This window comes from Streptomyces sp. S.PB5, assembly GCF_030403745.1.
Classification (GTDB): Bacteria; Actinomycetota; Actinomycetes; order Streptomycetales; family Streptomycetaceae; genus Streptomyces.
Map to the genome: position 1 here is coordinate 68,700 of NZ_JAQMWP010000020.1, position 18,373 is coordinate 87,072.

Annotated in this window: 12 protein-coding genes; 5 read left to right on the forward strand and 7 right to left on the reverse strand. The window is 71.0% G+C overall.

Annotation, left to right across the window (positions count from 1 at the left end; all coding sequences use genetic code 11):
• Positions 1 to 52 precede the first annotated feature (52 nt).
• Positions 53 to 754, forward strand: coding sequence for a haloacid dehalogenase type II (locus PH203_RS39425; RefSeq protein WP_289926833.1), 702 nt, complete (start codon positions 53 to 55; stop codon positions 752 to 754).
• A gap of 59 nt (positions 755 to 813) precedes the next feature.
• Here the strand turns inward: PH203_RS39425 and PH203_RS39430 are convergent, their stop codons facing one another.
• The 3 genes from PH203_RS39430 to PH203_RS39440 all read right to left on the reverse strand — a co-directional run bounded on the left by PH203_RS39430 (position 814) and on the right by PH203_RS39440 (position 7,550).
• Positions 814 to 6,024: a family 43 glycosylhydrolase gene (locus PH203_RS39430; protein WP_289926662.1), complete on the reverse strand. Its 5,211-nt coding sequence runs from the start codon at positions 6,022 to 6,024 to the stop codon at positions 814 to 816.
• 265 nt (positions 6,025 to 6,289) lie between these two features.
• A complete protein-coding gene (locus PH203_RS39435) occupies positions 6,290 to 6,715 on the reverse strand; it encodes a VOC family protein (protein ID WP_289926663.1) in 426 nt (141 codons plus the stop codon).
• A 94-nt stretch (positions 6,716 to 6,809) separates the two neighbouring features.
• Entirely contained in the window at positions 6,810 to 7,550 is a 741-nt protein-coding gene (locus tag PH203_RS39440; RefSeq protein WP_289926665.1) for an SDR family oxidoreductase, read from the reverse strand.
• Positions 7,551 to 7,598: 48 nt separating this feature from the next.
• On the opposite strand from PH203_RS39440, the gene PH203_RS39445 reads away from it, so the two are divergent.
• On the forward strand, positions 7,599 to 8,267 hold the full coding sequence (locus tag PH203_RS39445; RefSeq protein WP_289926666.1) for an HAD-IA family hydrolase: 669 nt from the start codon (positions 7,599 to 7,601) through the stop codon (positions 8,265 to 8,267).
• Positions 8,268 to 8,369: 102 nt separating this feature from the next.
• Here PH203_RS39445 and PH203_RS39450 read toward each other — a convergent pair whose 3' ends face one another.
• The 3 genes from PH203_RS39450 to PH203_RS39460 all read right to left on the reverse strand — a co-directional run bounded on the left by PH203_RS39450 (position 8,370) and on the right by PH203_RS39460 (position 13,725).
• Complete coding sequence (locus PH203_RS39450; RefSeq protein ID WP_289926667.1) at positions 8,370 to 9,515, reverse strand: DUF6596 domain-containing protein; 1,146 nt, start codon at positions 9,513 to 9,515, stop codon at positions 8,370 to 8,372.
• Positions 9,516 to 9,523: 8 nt separating this feature from the next.
• Positions 9,524 to 9,934 (reverse strand): YciI family protein, encoded by a 411-nt coding sequence (locus tag PH203_RS39455; RefSeq protein WP_289926669.1) that lies wholly within the window; start codon positions 9,932 to 9,934, stop codon positions 9,524 to 9,526.
• A gap of 110 nt (positions 9,935 to 10,044) precedes the next feature.
• Positions 10,045 to 13,725 (reverse strand): hypothetical protein, encoded by a 3,681-nt coding sequence (locus PH203_RS39460; protein ID WP_289926670.1) that lies wholly within the window; start codon positions 13,723 to 13,725, stop codon positions 10,045 to 10,047.
• Positions 13,726 to 13,957: 232 nt separating this feature from the next.
• On the opposite strand from PH203_RS39460, the gene PH203_RS39465 reads away from it, so the two are divergent.
• Positions 13,958 to 14,794: an endonuclease/exonuclease/phosphatase family protein gene (locus PH203_RS39465; protein WP_289926671.1), complete on the forward strand. Its 837-nt coding sequence runs from the start codon at positions 13,958 to 13,960 to the stop codon at positions 14,792 to 14,794.
• An 84-nt stretch (positions 14,795 to 14,878) separates the two neighbouring features.
• Complete coding sequence (locus tag PH203_RS39470; RefSeq protein ID WP_289926672.1) at positions 14,879 to 15,418, forward strand: hypothetical protein; 540 nt, start codon at positions 14,879 to 14,881, stop codon at positions 15,416 to 15,418.
• A gap of 38 nt (positions 15,419 to 15,456) precedes the next feature.
• On the opposite strand, the gene PH203_RS39475 is transcribed toward PH203_RS39470, so the two are convergent.
• Positions 15,457 to 16,791: a DEAD/DEAH box helicase gene (locus PH203_RS39475; RefSeq protein WP_289926673.1), complete on the reverse strand. Its 1,335-nt coding sequence runs from the start codon at positions 16,789 to 16,791 to the stop codon at positions 15,457 to 15,459.
• A 368-nt stretch (positions 16,792 to 17,159) separates the two neighbouring features.
• Between PH203_RS39475 and PH203_RS39480 the strand changes: the two genes are divergently transcribed.
• Positions 17,160 to 18,365 carry an MFS transporter gene (locus PH203_RS39480; protein ID WP_289926675.1) on the forward strand — a complete coding sequence of 402 codons (1,206 nt, stop codon included), beginning with the start codon at positions 17,160 to 17,162 and terminating at the stop codon, positions 18,363 to 18,365.
• Positions 18,366 to 18,373 lie beyond the last annotated feature (8 nt).

The window sequence follows — 18,373 nt, forward strand, 5'->3', positions numbered from 1 at the left end:
CCGACAGCTGTTCTCGTGTGCCTGCCCCGCCCCCGACCCGGAGACCTCAGCCATGCCAGAGCCGGAGACCGATGCCGTCGTGTTCGACGTGCTCGGCACCCTCGTCGACGAACCCGCCGGGATCCGTGCCGGAATCCGTGAACTCGGCCCGAGGCTCGACGAGTCGGGGATCGAGCGGCTTCTGTCCTTGTGGCAGGGGCACATCGCGAGCGAGCAACGCCGCATCGTCGAAGGCATCCGGCCTTACGTCCCCACCGACACCCTCGACCTGGAGGCCGCACGGCTCGTCGCCGACGCCGCCGGGGTCGACGACCCGGAGGCGGTGACGAGGCTGGCTCAGTCCGGTCGCCGGCTCCCGCCGTGGCCCGACACCGTGGCAGGGCTCGCCCGGCTCGCCGAACGATTCCCGCTGATCGGGCTCTCCAACGCGAGCCGCACGGCGCTGCTGGGGCTCAACGCCCATGCCGGGCTGCGCTGGCACCAGGCCCTGTCCGCCGAGTACGCCCGCACCTACAAGCCGGACCCGGCCGTCTATCGACTCGCCGTCACCGTCACCGGAAGTCCGCCGGAGAGGCTTCTGATGGTCGCCGCTCACGCCTGGGACCTGCGCGGAGCGCAGCGCGTCGGCCTGCGCACGGCCTACGTGGCCCGCCCGGTGGGCGACCCGCCCGCGCCCTCGGACCGATTCGACCTGCACGCGGACGACTTGAACGACCTGGCCGATCAACTGCAGGAGAATGCCTGGGGGTGGTGAAACACCCCCAGGCATCGGCCTCCGGGACCACAGGCTTGGCCGGTTCGCCCGGCCGGGGTTCACTCCCGACGGTCGCCGATGGTCACCATCCCGGTGATCTTCGAGCTGGTGGTGTCGTCGTAGACGACGTCTCCGCCGGACTTCTTCCAGATCCTGAGGTGGAAGGTGTCCGGGGTCTCGGTGGCGGTGACGCGGAAGGCGTAGCCGCTGGTGCCGTTGACCGTTCCGGAGCCCTGGTACACCGCCTGGGAGCCGGTGACCACGAGCCAGTCGGAGCCGGTGGAACGGAACTTGAGCTTGGCCGGGCCGTAGTCGAAGGAGAGCTGTCCGACGGGGCCGGTGGCGAACTTCGGGTAGGAGGCGGCGAAGAAGAAGCCGGCCTTGCCGGTCAGCTGCGGCTCGGCGGGGAAGGCCCCGGCCGGTGAGGTGAGGATGCCGGCGCCGAGCGCGGGCCCGGCGGCACGGTCGTAGACGATCAGCTCGGGGAGCTTCTCGCTGTCCGTGGCGCCCTCGTCGTCGGTGACGGTGATCACCGGCCGGTGGATGCCCGCCTTGCGGTAGCTGTGCTCCGCGCGGCAGCCGGACGCGGTGACGGTACCGGCCGACGGCTGGGTGCCGTCCTGCCAGTCGACCGTGCAGGTGTGGGTGTCACGGGAGCCGGGGTCGGTGAACTCGGCCGTGACGACTGCCTTCTTGCCCACCGACACGGAGGACTTCGGGCCCGTGGCCGAGGTGATGACCGGCGCCGCGTTGCCGACCTCGACGGTCGCCGTGTCACGGCTGCGGCCGCCGGTCAGCGTCACCGTGAACGTGCCGTCGTCGGTGCAGGTGACCGTCGTTTCCGCCGACCCGGCGTCGGCGAAGGTGCAGGGCGCCCCCTCCTCGACCGTCCACTTCGCTCTGCCCGCACCGGAGAGCGTGCCCTGAAGCCGGATCGCCTCGCCCTCGCCGCCCTTGGCGTCGGGGCCGGCGTGCACGACGGTGACCGGGTCGATGCTGCTCAGCGTCGGCACGACCTTCTTGATCAGACCGTCGGCGTCGAACTCCAGCTTGTCGATGGTCGTTTCGCGGTGTGTGCCGTCGCCGCCGGGGATCGCGAACCGGTGGTAGGCGATGTACCAGTCGTCGGTGTTCGGGACGTGGACCACCGAGTGGTGGCCGGGGCCCTTGATGCCGAGCGAGAGGTCCTTCTCCAGGATCACGCCGTGCTTGGTCCAGGGGCCGGTGGGGGAGGGGCCGGTCGCGTAGGCGACCCGGTAGTTCTCGTCACGTGTGTCGTTCTCCGACCACATGAAGTAGTAGGTGCCCTTGCGCTTGATGACGAAGGTGCCCTCGTTGTAGCCGCTCGGCGTGATGTCGGTGACCTTCGAGGCGTCGAAGGAGACCATGTCGTCGCCCAGCGGGACGACGTACGCCCTGCCGTTGCCCCAGTACAGATACGTCCGGCCGTCGTCGTCCGTGAAGGTGGCAGGGTCGATCATCTGGCCCGTGTGGTCACCGGCCTTCAGCAGCGGCTTGCCGAGCGCGTCCTTGAAGGGGCCGGTGGGCGAGTCGGAGACCGCGACACCGATGTTGGCGTCGGCACAGAAGTAGAAGTAGTACTTGCCGTCCTTCTCGGCGATCGTCGGCGCCCAGGCCCTGCTGTCCGCCCAGGAGACGTCCGGCCCGAGGTCGAGGATGACGCCGTGGTCCTTCCAGTGGACCAGGTCGGTGGAGGAGTACGCCTTGAACTGCGTGCCGCTCCAGCCCTCGAAGCCGTCGGTCGTCGGGTAGATGTAGAAGGTGTCGTTGAAGCGGACGATGTTCGGGTCCGCGTTGAGGCCGGGCAGCACCGGGCTCTTCATGATCACCGCGGACACCGTCCAGGTGCGCTTCTTCCCGTCCGAGCCCGTGACCTCGTACGTCACCGGCTCGGTGAAGTCGCGCAGGGTGCCGGAGGCGGGGCTGATGCTCGCGCCGTGGGCCAGGGTGAACTCCGGTGCCAGGGCGGTGACATCACTGCCCTCGGTCAGCGGCAGGACGACCTTGCCGTCCTTGTCGTCGACGATCGCGTCGACCTTGAGCGCCGGGTGGGTGGCCGCGGCGATGCCGGTGGTGTTGCCGGCGAGTTCCAGGACCTCGGCGGGGGTCAGGGCCCGGTTGTAGATCCGGAAGTCGTCGACCTCGCCGCCGAAGTACGGGTCCGGGGAGTACAGGGACCTGCCGATGTAGCCGGAGTGGTCCTTGGCGGAGTCGTACAGGTCGGACGGCTTGACGGTGACACCGTTGACGCGGGCCGCCTCGGCGCCGTCCACATACAGGACCGCCGTCTCGGTCGCGCCGTTCAGGGTGACGGTGAGGTGCTTCCACTCGCCCTGGGTGAGCTGCGAGCCGCCGATCATCTGCTTCTCACCGGACCAGGTGGCCTTGGTGATCGCGGAGAACAGCTTGCCGCCGCCGTTGGAGGGGGTGGCGAACAGGTACTTGTTGTTGTCGGGGCCGAGCCCGAACAGCCACTGGAAGTTGTCGCCGCCCTTCCACTTGACGTATGTGGAGACGGTGACGCTGGTCGTGTCCTTCAGGACCCCGTTCGGGATCTTGACGTACGGCGAGCTGGAGCTGCTGTTGCCGCCGGACATCTTGAACGAGCCGCCCTCGACGCCGGTCCCGAAGTCGGGCGTGCGGACGTAGGTCCCGTGGTAGCCATGGCCGCTGGAGTCGCGGGCGATGCTGCCGCCGGTCTCGTCGAAGTCGTAGTGCAGGAGCAGGTCGGCCGGGACGTCGGGGCCCTCGGCGGAGACCGTGACCTCGGCGGTGACGTCGATCGCCGAGTCGCCCGCGAGGTCGCCCTTGACCGTGAAGGTGCCGGCCTGCGCGTACTGCGAGGCGTCCACGGCCTCCCAGGTGACGGCGACGGGCCGCTTCACACCGTCCGCCGACCCGGCGATGACGGTGGCCGGCAGGACCGGGGCGTCACCGATGCGCGTCTCGACCTCGACGTCCTCGGCGCTCGTGATGATCTGGTCCGGCTGGTAGGTCGTCAGCAGCCGGTCGTACTCGGCCTGGGTGACCGGGAGCACCGTGCCGTGGCGGGGCCTGGAGGGAAGGTCGTAGCCGGTGGACGGGGTCCAGACCCCGGAGTCCAGGTCGGTCGTCTCGAAGGGGATGTAGCCGCGCCCGCCGAACTCGTCGAGGAACGCGTACCACTTCTCCTCGGTGTTCGACTTGAACACCAACGGGCCCTCGGCGGCGCTCATCACGCCCTTGCCGATGCCCTCGGCGACCGCGGTCCAGGAGAGGTTGCGCAGCGTGTCGCTCTTCTCCTCGAAGATGAACTTGCTGTTGGGCGTGGAGGAGGTGTTGTTCCGCTCGTCCTTGGAGAGGCGGTAGTACTCGCCGTCGTGCCGGATGACCGTGGAGTCGATGACCGAGTAGCCGCGGTCGACCCAGACCTTGGGCTCGCTGAAGGTGTAGAAGTCGCGGGTCGTCGCGTACATCATGCGGTTGTACGTGTCGCCGGAGTGCGCCTCGTTGTCGTAGAGCTTCGATGCCCAGAAGACGACGTACTCGCCGAGGTCGGCGTCGTAGTACGCCTCCGGTGCCCAGGTGTTGCCCGCGCTGTCGGGGGAGACCTTCACCAGGCGCTGGTTCGTCCAGTTCACCAGGTCGGTGGACTCCCAGACCATGATGGACTTGCTGCCGGTGCGCTGGGCGGCGTCCCAGTCGCCGTTGCCGTAGATCCTGAGGTCGGTGGCGATCTGGTAGAACTTGTCGCCCTCGGGGGAGCGGATGATGAACGGGTCGCGCAGGCCCTGCTCACCGAGCGTGGAGGTCAGGACGGGCCTGCCGTCGTTCAACTCCCGCCACTTCAGCGGGTCGTTGCCCTTGCTGAGCGCGGCGTACAGCTGCTCGCCGTCGGAGGTGCCCTCGCCGGTGAAGTAGCTGAACATGTAGCCCTTGAGGGCTTGCTGCTCGGGGAGTTCGGGGACCTTCGCGGTGAAGGTGCGGGTCGTCCTCGCCTCGCCCTTGGTGACGGTGGCGGTCAGGTCGACGGTGGTGGCGCCGTCGCCGTGCGCGGGACGGTGGACCACGCCCTCGGCGGAGACGACGTCGGCGTTCGCGGAGGACCAGGAGACGTCGGTGCCGAAGTCGCCCGCGGCCGGGAGCGTGAGGTTGCCGCGGACGTCGTCGAGGTTGTGGACCGTGAGGGACTCGGCGGCCCGCTCGACGGCGGTCCGGTCGTCGAAGGAGGGCAGGACCGTGACCTCGAAGGTCTTGGTGGCGCTCACGGGCCCCTTCCTCAGCGTCGCTGTCAGCGTGGCGTGGCCGTCCGGCTCACCGGCGGCGGGGCGGGTCACCGCGCCGGAGTCCGAGACCACGCCGGGGTCGCTGCTGTCCCAGGTGATGGTGGAGCCGCCGGCCGTGCCGGTCCTCGGCAGGGTCAGGTCGGCGGTCACCGCGCTGGTGTCGCCCAGGGTGAGGGCGGCCTGGTCGGCGGCGACGCCCTGTTCGGCCACGGGGAGCGAGAGCTGCTCGACCTCGGAGGCGGCGAGGGCGCGGTCGTAGACCCGGAAGTCACGGATCTTGCCCTTGAAGAGCTTGTCGTCGGTGTAGACGGACTTGCCTATGTGGTTGGCGGTGGTCGTGCCCGAGCCGATCGACCCCGGGGTGATGGTGACCGAGGTGTTGCGGCCGACCTCCACGCCGTCCTCGTACAGCACGGCCGTGGTGCCGGTCTGGGTATAGGTGAGCTGCTTCCACACCGAGCGGGCCAGGTTGTGCGAGTCGGTGGGCCGGGTGTTCTGCTCGGTCGACCAGTTGCCCGACGCGACGGCGGTGCGCAGCGAGTTGCCGGTGGCGAAGAGATAGCCGTTGCCCGCGCCGCCGCTGGTGTTGCCGAAGCCGTAGATGAAGTACGGGCCGGCTTGCGACTCGTCCATCAGCACGTCCAGGGAGACGCTGATGGAGTCCATGCCCTTCATGACGTTGTCGGGCACCTTGATGTAGGTGTCCGAACCGTTGAAGGCGAGGCCCTGGCCGTTGCCCGTCCAGCCGGCGGTGCCGTTGACCGTGCCGTCGCGGCCGTTGCCGGAGGCGTCGGCGACGGTGGTGCCGGAGGTCGCGTCGAGCTTGTACCAGAGGGCCAGTCCGTCGGTGATGTCCGCGGTGTCCGCCGCCTGTGCGGGGACGAGGGGCGCGGTGAGGCCCAGAAACAGCGATGCGACGGCCAGGCCGGCGAGACGGCCCGTCCGGCGTCTCGCGCGGGTGCGCGGACGTGCGAGGTGCGGCATGTGGGTTTTCCCTGCTGAGGCATGGCTGACGGGGGGAGGGAAAGGCATGGCGGAGCGAGCCGTGGACGGGGGTGGCCGCGGCCTGGACACCCTGCCGTTTCGGCTGTGTGACGTCGTGTTGCGAGAGTGTCAAACGGGGTGAGGGGCAGCGTCAAGAGGTTTCGAACAATGTCCGACCAGTCGAACGTGACGCTGTCGGGTCAATGGCCGCAGAGGCGCGCCCTGTTGGGGGCGCGTCATGGACCCGGCTCGTTCAGACGACCACTCAGACGACTGGTTCGCCGATGCCGAGCAGATTTCCCTCACTGTCCCGGAACCAGGCGGCGCGTTCCCCGCGGGCGCCCTTGCTCGGATAGTTCCCGTCGATCTCGGCGATGGAGTCCTTCGTACGGAACCCGGGCACGTCGACGTCCTCGAACACCACGCCCCGCAGCTTCAGTTGGGCGACGACCGCCTCGACGTCGTCGACCTCCCACCCCATCTGCGTGAAGGCACCGGCGGAGGCTCCCGTCGACGCGAACACGGCGAACTCCGTGCCGCCGCACCGGTACAGCAGCCCGCCGGGCCGTTCGTCGACGGGCTCCAGACCGAGCTGCTCGGCGTAGAAACGCCGCGCCCGCTCCAGGTCCTGGGCGGGAAGCCTGGTCGCCACGCGCCCCCGGGCCAGAATGTTCCTGTCGTCTGCGTCCATACCTCCACTGTGCTCCCGCGCAGGGCGGAACGGGGGGACATCGGGCGTATACCGCCCGGTTTCGGCCGCGCGGACGCCCGGCGCGTCCGCCTTGTCAGGTGAGGTTGAGCCCGCCGTCGAAGAGGATCACCTCGCCGGTGAGATAGGCGGAGCCGATGACCGAGGCGACCAGGTCCGCGACATCGGAGGGCCGCGCGGGCCGGCCCATCGGAGCACGCTCCCGCCACAGCCGGTGGGCCTGGACCCAGTCCTTGGTCATGGGCGTGTCGACCAGGCCCGGGGCGATCGCGTTCACCCGTACGTCGGGGGCGAGCGCGGCCGCGAGCAGCCGGGTCACATGATTGAGCGCGGCCTTGCTCGCGGCGTACGGCACCGACGAGCCCTTGGGGCGAACCCCCGCATGGCTGGTGATGTTGACGACGCTGCCGCCTCCAGGCGCCCGGCGCAGCGCCGGGAGCGCCGCCGTGCACAGCACCCAGGGTGCGATCAGGTTGACCTCCAGCACCCGGCGCCAGTCCGCCGGGGTGGCCGCGGCCAGATCGGCGTGGGGGATGGGCCGGCTGATCCCCGCGTTGTTGACCAGCACGTCCAGTCGCCCGTACTGCTCCAGCGCCGTCCCGACCAGGGCGCGGGCCTCGTCCTCGACCTCGAGATCGGCCTGCACATATGTGCCGCCGAGCTCCGCCGCCAGCGCCCTGCCTGCGTCCGCGCTCTTCCGCGAGTGCACGACGACCCGCGTTCCGTCCGCGGCGAATCTGCGGACGACGGCTTCTCCGATGCCCGAGGTGGATCCGGTGACGAGGGCTACGGGCCGGTCCGTTCGTTCCATACTCATGAGGGCGGATCCTGCCATGATCGCCGCGACTCCTGGCATGATCACGGCGTGATTGACGAGCGTGAGGTACCCGGCCCCGGCAAGTTCGTCCTCTTCGACGTCGACGGTACGTTGATCGACGCCGTGGACAATCAGCGCCGGGTCTGGGAAACCTGGGCGGGCCGCTACGGACTGGACGCCGAGGAGGTCTACCGGGTGGCGTTGCGCACCCGGCCGTTGGAGACCTTCGCCCAGGTCGTACCGGACCGGGATCCGCGGCAATGCCTGGCCGTCCTGCACGAACTGGAGGACGACGACGTCCGTTCCGGCGTCTACACGGCCTTCGACGGCGCGGTGGAACTGCTGAACGCCCTGCCCAGGCAGGCCTGGGCGCTGGTGACCTCCAACTACGAGCACCGGGTCCGGGGACGGTTCGCGCGTACGGGCCTGCCGGTCCCACCGGTCGTCGTGGACGCCGCCGCGGTGCATGAGGGCAAGCCCTCGCCGGTGCCCTATCTCCGGGCCGCCGAGCTGCTCGGTACCCGTCCCGAGGACTGCCTGGTCGTCGAGGACGCGCCGTCCGGTGTGGAGGCGGGACTGCGGGCCGGTATGACGGTGTGGGGCGTCAACGCGGCTTGCGCGGTGCCGGGCGTGCACCGCCACTTTCCGAGCCTGCGCGCAGCGGTCCCCGAAGTCCTGGCGTTCGCAGGGCTGAAGGCAACGGACGCGCAGGGTTGATCCTGCGGTGCGGCCGGTGCGGTCACAGCGCCGGCCGACAGCACCCTCGCACTGGCCGGCGGGCTGCGCCACGGCCCGCCCACCGAACCGGCGGGCGCACCCTCACTTCTTCCCACGGGAGTTGAGCCGGGCGGCCTGGCGGGTCAGATGGTCGCGCTCGGGGAGATTGGGCGCCTTGCGGGCCGCCTCGGCGTAGAGCCGGGCCGCCGTCGCCAGTTCGCCGTCGCGTTCGTGGAGGTAGGCCGCCACCGCGGTGTGGCGGGGCAGCGTGTCGTCCAGCTTCGCGAGTTCCGCGAGGCCGGCGCGCGGTCCGTCGGCCTCGCCCACGGCGACCGCGCGGTTGAGGCGGACGACCGCGCTGTCGGTCAGGCGCGCGAGTTCGTCGTACCACTCGACGATCTGCACCCAGTCGGTCTCCCCGGCGGTGGGTGCGTCCGCATGGAGGGCGGCGACGGCGGCCTGGGCCTGGAACTCGCCCAGCCGGTCACGGGCGAGCGCCGCCTGCAGGATCTCGATGCCCTCGGCGATCAGCCCGGTGTCCCACTGACCGCGGTCCTGTTCGGCGAGCGGCACCAGGCTGCCGTCCGGTGCGGTACGGGCGGCGCGCCGGGCGTGATGGAGCAGCATCAGGGCGAGCAGTCCGGCCACCTCGGGGTGGTCGATCCCGGCGGCGAGCTGCCGGGTGAGCCGGATGGCCTCGGCGGCGAGGTCGACGTCGCCGGAGTAGCCCTCGTTGAAGACGAGGTAGAGCACCCGCAGCACGGTGGCGACATCGCCTATCTGGTCGAACCGTACGCCGGAGACCGTGCGCTTGGCCCGGCTGATGCGCTGCGCCATCGTCGCCTCGGGCACCAGATGGGCCTGGGCGATCTGGCGTGTGGTCAACCCGCCGACCGCGCGCAGCGTGAGCGCGACCGCGGACGACGGCGTCAGCGACGGATGGGCGCACAGGAAGTAGAGCTGGAGCGTGTCGTCCGCCGAGGGCGCGGGCCCGGGCACCGGTTCTTCGTCGACGCGGTCCTCCCGCCGGCGCCGGGCGACGTCCGCCCGTGTCGCGTCGAGGAACTTCCGCCACGCCACGGTGACCAGCCAGCCCTTCGCGTCCCGCGGCGGGTCGGACGGCCAGACGCGCAGCGCCTCGACGAGCGCGTCCTGCACGGCGTCCTCGGCCGCCGCGAAGTCGGCTCCGCGGCGGACGAGAACAGTGAGCACACTGGGCGTGAGGTTCCTGAGCAGGACCTCGTCCATCGATGAGGTCACTCCGTGACGCAGTGGTCGTGCGCGCCGAGGAACGGACGCAGCTCGAGCCACTCATGGATCGGCTTCCCGCCGGCCCCGGGGGCGGCCGACAGCTCCCCGGCCAGCTCGACGGCCCGCTCATAGGTGTCGACGTCGATCACCATCCACCCGGCGATCAGGTCCTTGGTCTCGGCGAAGGGCCCGTCGGTGACCGGCGGGCGCCCCTCACCGTCGTACCGCACGAACGTGCCCTCCGGCGCCAGCGCCTGGCTGTCGACGAACTCACCGTTGTGCTCCAGACGGGCCGCGAAGTCGCGCATGTACTGCACATGCGCCGAGATCTCCTCCGGCGTCCACTGTTCCATCGGCACGTCGTTGACCGCGGCCGGTGCGCCTCGGTAGTGCTTCAGCAGCAGGTACTTGGCCATGGTGGCTCTCCTCGGTACTGGTGCGGCCCATTGTGGTCGCGCTCGCACCGGGGACGGAGCCGGGCGCGGGTTCTCGACATCACCGGCCGAGAATTTTTGAGGAGCTTCCGTCATCGCGCGGCGCACACAGGCCCGGAGCCGGCCTCGTCGGGCAGATACAGTGCCCGCTCCTTGGCGGTGAAGTCCCGGTGGACGACGCGGCAGATCTTGCGGATGGCCTCGTCCGGGGCGAGGAGGGTGGCGTCCCACAGCTGTGCGGTCGACGCGGCGGTGGCGAGGACCGTGCCGTCGGGACTGAGGGCCATCGCCGAGAAGGTCTCGTCGGGGAGGGCGATGGCGGCCCGGTTGTAGCCGGTGGCCGTGTCCCACAGCCGTACCGTGCCGTCGCCGCTGCCGGTCGCGAGGGTTTCGCCGTCGCGGCTGAAGGTCACCGTCTCGAGATGACTCCCGCGCCCGGAGAGAGTGTGGCGCAGGCGCCCGGCGGCCATGTCCCACAGCCGTACGACGCCGTCGTCGCCGCCGATGGCGAGGAGAGCACCGTCCGGACTGAACGCCATCGTCCGCGCCTCCCAGACCGTCGCGGTGTTCGTCTCCTTGAGCGCGACGCGGCTGCGTCCACTGGGCACGTCCAGCAGCCGCACCACCTGCTGCCCGCCGACGGCCAGGGTGCGGCCGTCGGGGCTGAACACCAGTGACGACAGATTCTCCTCGTCGGCCAGGCGATGGACCCGGGTACGGCCGTCGCCCATGTCCCGGAGCCACACGGTCGCCGTCAGGTGGCTGCCGGTGGCCAGCGTGCGGCCGTCGGCACTGAACGCGGCCGCGCGCACCGGCCCCGGATAGCCGGTGAGGCTGATCTCCGCCTCGCCCGTCCCCACGTCCCACACCCGCGCCGTCCTGTCGTCGCCCCCGGTGACGAGCCTGCGGCCGTCGGGGCTGAGGACCATCGGACGCATCCGGTCGGTGACCCCGGCCAGCTTCGTGCTCGTGCGCAGTGCGTCGAAGCCGTCGGCCGACGTGCCGTCGATGTTCCACCGCTGCACGGTCCCGTCGTCGCTGCTCATGGTGAGGGTGCGTCCGTCGTCCCCGAACACCATCGACTGCACGACCCCGGGGATGCCCACAGGCTTGCCTCTGCTCCGGCTCCTCAGGTCCCACAGCCGTACCGAGCTGTCGTCACCCCCGGTGGCCAGGGTCTTGCCGTCAGGGCTGAAGGCCAGCGACCGGATCGCCGTGCCCTGGCTCGTGAGGACGGTGCGGGTGGATCTGCCGGTGCCCCACAGGCGTACGGTGCCGTCCGGGCTCCCGGTGGCGAGGACCGTGCCGTCGGGTCCGAACGCCATCGTGTCCACGCTCGAGGTGTGTCCGGTGAACGTGGCGACGACCCGCTTGGTCGCGATGTCCCGTAACCCCACGATGCCGTCGTCGCCGCCGACGGCGACCGTCCTGCCGTCGGGGCTGAGCGCCACCGTCGTCACCTTCGCTCCGGTGTGCGGGGCGAAGGTGGCACGGTGGCGCTCGGTGACGGTGTCCCACACGCGTACCGAGTCGCCGCCGCTGACCAGGGTCCTGCCGTCCGGACCGAACGCCAGCCCCTCCACGGGCCCGGTGTGTCCGCGCAGGGTCGCCGTGACGCGTCCGGTCCTGGTGTCCCCCAACAGCACGGTGCCGTCCTTGCAGCTGAGGGCGAGGGTGCCGCCGTCCGGGCTGAACGCCATCGACAGCACGTACTTCGTCGTGCCGTCGGACACGGTGGCGCGGGCGCGGCGGGTGGGGACATCCCACAACTGCACCGCCCCGTCGAGGTCCAGGGTGGCGAGCGTTCGGCCGTCGGGGCTGAAGAGCGCGCTCCGTGCGTCGACGGCCAGGGCGCGGCTGCGGCCGGTCGCCAGATCCCGCAACTGCACGGCGTCCCCGGAAACGGCCAAGGTCGCGCCGTCGGGGCTGAAGGCCACGGAGCGCACGCTTGTGCTGTAGCCCGCGAGGCGTTGCCGCAACGGCGTGGCCGCGGCCTGGTACAGACTGACGGTGGCCTCGCGGGTGGGGCTGGTCCGGTAGGCCTGGACGGCCAGCAGGGCGGCGACGTCCGGATCACTGTCGAACAAGGCGGTGGACTGGGCGGCGAGTTGGCGCGAGAGCGCCTCTTGCTGCGCGCGTACGGCCGTCTGCTGCTGGGTGAACGCCAGGGCGGTGGCGGCGAGGGCCACGACGGTGAGCACGGACATCGCACCGAGGAAGGCGCGCAGGCGGCGCGTGGTGCGGACCGCTCTGCGCCGCTCCTCGTCGCGGGCCTCGACGCTGGCGGTGAGGAATCGCCGTTCGCGCGCGGTGAGATGGCTTCGGCCCGCCGCGGCGAAGGTCTCCTCGGCCGTGGTCAGACGCGTGCCGCGATACAGCGCGCCGGGATCGTGACCGAGCTCCTCCCAGATGCCGGCGGCCTCGGCCAACCGGCGCTGCACGCCCAGGAGTTCGCGGTTGTCGTCGATCCAGGCGCGAAGGCGGGGCCAGGCGGTCAGCAGCGCCTCGTGGGCGAGGTCCACCGTGTCGTCGTCGAGGGTGATGAGCCGGGCACGCGCGAGGCGTTCGAGGACGAGGGCCCGGTCGGCCGCGCTGCCGGTGCCGAGATCGGCGATCTCCCCGCGGGTGGCGGGGCGCCGGGTGTCCTGGCTGCCCCGGCCGGGCGTGACCAGCCGCAGCAGCACATGACGGGCCGTTTCCGCCTGTTCCTCGGTGAGACGGTCGAAGAGGTCCTCCGCGGTGCGGGCGATGGCACCGCGTATCCCGCCGGCCGCGTCGTAGGCGGCCTCGGTCAGCACCCGGCCCTTGCGTCGCCGCCAGGTCTCCAGCAGCGCGTGCGACATGAGCGGCAGGCCCCCCGGTTCGTCGGTCACCTCCCCGACGATCCGCGCGGTCAGCGCCCGCTCCACGACCAGACCCCCGAGCGCGGCCGGTCTGACCACGGCGTCCCGCAGCTCCTCCGCGGTCATGGGCGACAGCAGCAGGGTGGCGCGCTGGGCGGCCTCGGCGAACGAACGGTGCTGCGCGAGATGACCGTAGAAGTCCGCCCGTACGGCGGCGACGACCCGGATGCCGTGTTCGGGCCGTACGGCGTCGTACAGCAGGTCGAGGAAGCGAGCGCGCTCGGCCGGATCCGTGCACAGCGTGAAGCACTCCTCGAACTGGTCCACCACGATCAGCGTGCCGGCCGGGGCGGTCCGCGGGTCGAGGAGCCCGGCGTGGTCCCGGGCCGGACTGGTCCCGGGGGTGAGGATCCGGATCGCCCCCGGACGGGTCGGCCCCGGTTCCCGCTGCTGGAGACGGGGGAGGAGCCCGGCGCGCAGGAGCGAGGACTTCCCGCTGCCCGAGGCGCCCGCCAGCACCACCAGCCCCTTGCCGTCGACGAGTTCGAGGAGTTGACCGACGAGACGGTCACGCCCGAAGAACCGCTCGTGATCGCGCGCATCGAACCGGGCCAGCCCCTTGTACGGCGGCTCCCCGCCCTCCTCGGGGGCCGGCGCGTCCTCGTCGGCCTCCCGCACCGCCTGTCGCCAGCGTTCCTCCCACATCCGCACGTCCCCGCCGCATGCACCGACGTACGCCAGGACCACGGCCAGCGACGGCATCCGGTCCCCGGCCGCCGCCTGCGCGAGGGTCGCCGCCGAGTAATGCGCCCGCCCGGCCATGGCGCGGTAGGTGAGGCCCCCCGCCGCCTGCCGTAACTTCCGTAACTCGTGAGCGAATTGCGCGACCGGACCCTCGGCCGGGTCCAGCGGTCGCTCGCGACGCCCCATGACACCCCCGTCGGCGCAGACGACACCCTGCGGGCACGCTACGCATCCCGGTCCCGGGTGGGCCACCCGGCGCGACCGGGATGACGCGAAGAAGCCGGTGAGGGCAGGCCCTTGCGCGACCGGGGAAACCGGGCCCGGCGGGGAGCAGGTGTGCGCTGCCGGCATTTGTGTTCGCTTAACCTCGTGGTGGGGGACGTCAGATGCCGTGTGGATCCGCCATGAGGAGGCGACGGTGTTCGGAAGGGGCGCGCGATTGCTCGCGGGTGCCGCGATCGTGGCCTGGCTGCTGCTCGGCGGCCCGGGCGGACCGGGCGGTGGCCCGTTCGGCAGATCACTTCCCGTCGACGCCGCCGAGGACGTCGTGTCGAACCGGGTCATGACGTGGAACATCTGCAACCCCTGCGAGGTCAGCAACGCCGACCGGGCGGCGGAGATCGCCACGTACGCGCCCCAGGTCATCGGTCTGCAGGAAGCGTGTGTCCGCGACGTGGAGAGCATCCGGGACTATCTGGAGCGCTTCTACGGGCTGGTCTACCACGTCGAGTACGGGGCGGTTCTGCAGAACTGGGGCCGCTGCGGAGGGGCGCCGTGGAATCCGGGAGGCTTCGGCGAGGCGATCCTCTCGGCGGCGCCGATGACGGACGTCATCAGCCCCGAATTCCCCGACGGAGGCTCCGAGGACCGCGGGTACATGGCGGTGACCACCGAGGTCGGCGGCGAGTCGGTCCGGGTCTTCAACACCCATCTCGCCGAACGACGGCAGGAAGCGGTCCGGGCGGACCAGGCCGCCGTACTCGCCAAGGAGATCGCCCGGCACGAACGCGCCATCGTGCTCGGCGACTTCAACGCCGTACCCGCCGCTGCCGAACTCAGCCCTGTCTGGGCCCTGGCCGCGGATGCCGACCCGCAGTGCCATCCCACGTCCACCGGCACCTGTGTGCCGACCACCGACTGGCAGAGCAGGTTCGACTACACCTTCCTGCGCGGGATCACCTCGCAGGACCACAGCGTGCATCCCAGCGAGTACTCGGACCACCACATCGTGCTGGCCGACGTGGACCTGCCGTAACGGGATTCGCCGGACCGGCGACCATTCGCTGGGTTACCGTATGAACACGCTGGGTTACTCCAGGCCCGCCCGAGGAGGACTCCTGTGTCATCGCCCTGCGACCCCAAGTACGCCCCCGCCGGTGATGTGGGCACGGCGCTCCTGATGGTCGACTCCCGGCTCAAAGCCGTTTACGACGGCAAGTCGTCCGGGACGGATCCCGAAGGGCAGCGACTGGTCGAGGACTTCATCGCATCCCTGGGGCCGACGGAGGTCGAGGATGTGGTGGACGGCACGTGCACCCTCATCTACATGTTCATGCAGTGGCTGCGGCTGGCGTACGAGGACCACGACAGGGACGTCATCGAGTACGTGGTGCCCAGTTTCGTCGCCTCGCTGCGCATGATGCCCAAGAGCGTCCGTCCCGAGGCCATCCCCACCATGGCCGGTCTGGTCATCGCGGCCGGCACCGGTCTGAGTCCCAGTCTGTGGCGCCGGCAGTACGGCGAGTGGTCCGCGGACGAGATGAACGCCCTGGAGGCCACCGCCCTGCTGCTCGCGGAGCACATCAACCGGCTCACCGACGACCACGACTTCGCCGCCCGGATGATCTCCGAGGCGTTGTCGGGAGCGCACCGCGACTGACGCACGGCATCGTCGGCGGTGCCTTCCCGGAAGCGGCCTCAGCGGCCCTTGCGTACCCGGGCAGCCGCACGGGCTTCCGCGACCTTGCGGGCCTCGGCCGCCTTGCGGGACTCCTTCGCGGGACGCCCCGTACGGGCGCCGAGGCCGCGGAAGGGGATGTTGCCGGTGCTGCCGCTCGTCCCGGCCGGCGGGCGCTTCGCACCGGTGATGTCGGTCAGCTTCGCCTCACCGGACCGCACTTGTGTCACCGTCGGCCGGATCCCGGCCTCGGACATCATCCGGTTCACATCGCGTCGCTGGCCGGGAGTGACCAGGGTGACCACGCGCCCGGACTCCCCGGCACGTGCCGTCCGACCACCACGGTGCAGATAGTCCTTGGCGTCGTCCGGCGGATCGACGTTGACCACGAGGTCGAGCGTGTCGATGTGGATGCCCCGCGCCGCGACGTTGGTGGCCACCAGCACGGTGATCTCGCCGTCCTTGAACTGACCGAGTGTGTGCGTACGCTGAGGCTGCGACTTCCCGCTGTGCAGGGCGGCGGCGCGTACGCCGCTGGCCCGCAGGTGGCGGGTGAACTGGTCCACGCCGGCCTTGGTGTCCAGGAACATCAGCACCCGGCCGTCGCGTGCGGCGATCTCGGTCGCGGTCGCGTACTTGTCCGCGGGATGGATGTTCAGCACGTGGTGCTCCATCGTGGCGACCGAACCCGCCGCGGGGTCGACCGACGCGGTCACCGGGTCGTGCAGATAGCCGCGCACCAGCTGGTCGACGTTGCGGTCGAGCGTCGCCGAGAACAGCAGCCGCTGACCGTCGGGACGCACCTGGTCCAGGAGCTCTGTGACCTGCGGCAGGAATCCCAGGTCGCACATCTGGTCCGCCTCGTCCAGCACGGTGATCCGCACCTGGTCCAGGTGACAGTCCCGCCGCGACACCAGGTCGGTCAGCCGCCCCGGAGTGGCGACCAGCACCTCGGCCCCGGCCCGCAGCGCCGCCTGCTGCCGGTTGATCGACAGCCCGCCGACCGCCGTCGCAAGACGCATCTTCAGCGTCTGCGCGTACGGGGTCAGCGCGTCGCTCACCTGCTGGGCGAGCTCCCGCGTCGGCACCAGCACCAGGGCGAGCGGCCGCTTCGGCTCCGCCCGCAGGCCCGCGAGGCGGACGAGAAGCGCCAGCCCGAACGCCAGGGTCTTGCCGGAGCCGGTCCGCGCCCGACCGAGGACATCGCGGCCGGCCAGCGCGTCGGGCAGGGTGGCCGCCTGGATCGGGAAGGGCTCCGTCACCCCGAGGCCGGCCATCGCCTCCGTCAGCTCCGGCGGCAGCCCGAGCGCCTCGAAGGACGGGGAGAGTCCGGAGGCCGACGGCTTCGCGTTCATGGGGAACCTTCCTGATCGGTCGCCCCGGAACGGCCCGGGGCCCGTACCTCCTGGTACGGGCCCCGGTGATGTCGAAGCGTGCCCCCATTTTATCAGCGGGCGGCGCCTGGCTGTCGGCGGGCGGGCGGCAGGGGGACGACAGCGGGGGATCGTCGTTCCGATGTGACGTGGATCATGGCGAGCGGGCCGGGATCTTGGAATGCCCGGATCCGTTTCACTGCTGCACTTGTTACGGGCTTGCCATGCCCTGGGGGGCGCCGGGCGACGATGCCAGGCGCGACGGGCCACCGAGAGCCGCGACACCGCGGCCGCGACCCACCGCTCCCGCATTCCTGCCGCACCGCCGCTCCGAAAGGTTCCCCTGCGCCATGCCCCTGGCTCTACTGGCCCTGGCCGTTGTCGCTTTCGGCATCGGCACGACCGAGTTCGTCACGATGGGGCTCCTGCCCCAGATCGCTGACGGAATCGACGTGTCCGTGCCGCAAGCAGGCAATGTCGTCTCCGCCTACGCGCTGGGTGTCGTCGTCGGTGCTCCGGTGCTGACCGGCATCGGCGCGCGCATCCCCCACAAGAAGCTCCTGCTGCTTCTGTCCGGGCTGTTCGTCATCGGCAACGTGGCGTCCGCGCTCGCCCCCGACTTCGGTCTGCTCTTCGCGGCCCGTTTCCTGGCCGGCCTGCCGCACGGCGCGCTCTTCGGCGTGGGCGCGGTCGTCGCCTCCCGTCTGGTCGCCCCCGACCGGGCTGCACGCGCGGTGTCGAGGGTGTTCCTCGGCCTGACCGTCGCCAACATCGTCGGCGTCCCGGCCGGCACCGCCCTCGGTCAGCAGCTGGGCTGGCGGGCGGCCTATGTCGCGGTCGCCGTCATTGGCCTCGTCGCCCTCGCCGCGCTGGCCGTCTTCGTCCCCCACCAGCCCCGGGGCGAGCAGTCCGGCGTCCGGCACGAACTGCGCGCGATGGCCAACAAGCAGGTGGTCATCGGCCTGGCCACGGCGGTCGTGGGATTCGGCGGGTTCTTCGCCGTCTACAGCTACCTCGTGCCCATGCTGACGAACGTGACTGGCCTGAGCGACTCCTCGACCACCCTGGTCCTCGCGCTGTACGGCGTCGGCATGACCCTCGGCACGCTGCTCGCGGGCCCGCTCACGGACCGCGCCCTGCGCCCGACGCTGTACGCGGGGCTCGCGCTGATGTCCGCGGCGCTGGTGGCGTTCTACTTCGCGGTCCACAGCACCGTGCCCGCCCTGGTGACGATCACTGTCATCGGCGCGATGGGCGCGCTCATCACCACGCCGGTTCAGATGCTGCTGATGGCCAAGGCGAAGGACGCCCCGACCATGGCCGCGGCCTCCAACCACTCCGCCTTCAACCTGGCCAACGCGGGCGGCGCCTGGCTCGGCGGCCTCGCCATCTCGGCGGGCTGGGGCTGGGCCTCGCCGGTTCTGGTGGGTGCGGCCCTGGGCGTGGCGGGGCTGGGGCTGGCGTTCATGGGCGGCTTCCTGGACCGGGGCGGCCGGCACTCGGAGGTGATCACGTCGTCGGGCGCACCGGCCGAGCAGGTCACCGCCGACCGGTAGGGGCGGCC

What these genes read in the sequence shown, in the direction of transcription:
- PH203_RS39425 (WP_289926833.1), top strand. Translation starts at nt 53, where the DNA reads ATGCCAGAGCCGGAGACCGATGCCGTCGTGTTCGACGTGCTCGGCACC.
- PH203_RS39430 (WP_289926662.1), bottom strand. Translation starts at nt 6,024, where the DNA reads ATGCCGCACCTCGCACGTCCGCGCACCCGCGCGAGACGCCGGACGGGC.
- PH203_RS39435 (WP_289926663.1), bottom strand. Translation starts at nt 6,715, where the DNA reads ATGGACGCAGACGACAGGAACATTCTGGCCCGGGGGCGCGTGGCGACC.
- PH203_RS39440 (WP_289926665.1), bottom strand. Translation starts at nt 7,550, where the DNA reads ATGAGTATGGAACGAACGGACCGGCCCGTAGCCCTCGTCACCGGATCC.
- PH203_RS39450 (WP_289926667.1), bottom strand. Translation starts at nt 9,515, where the DNA reads ATGGACGAGGTCCTGCTCAGGAACCTCACGCCCAGTGTGCTCACTGTT.
- PH203_RS39455 (WP_289926669.1), bottom strand. Translation starts at nt 9,934, where the DNA reads ATGGCCAAGTACCTGCTGCTGAAGCACTACCGAGGCGCACCGGCCGCG.
- PH203_RS39460 (WP_289926670.1), bottom strand. Translation starts at nt 13,725, where the DNA reads ATGGGGCGTCGCGAGCGACCGCTGGACCCGGCCGAGGGTCCGGTCGCG.
- PH203_RS39475 (WP_289926673.1), bottom strand. Translation starts at nt 16,791, where the DNA reads ATGAACGCGAAGCCGTCGGCCTCCGGACTCTCCCCGTCCTTCGAGGCG.
- PH203_RS39480 (WP_289926675.1), top strand. Translation starts at nt 17,160, where the DNA reads ATGCCCCTGGCTCTACTGGCCCTGGCCGTTGTCGCTTTCGGCATCGGC.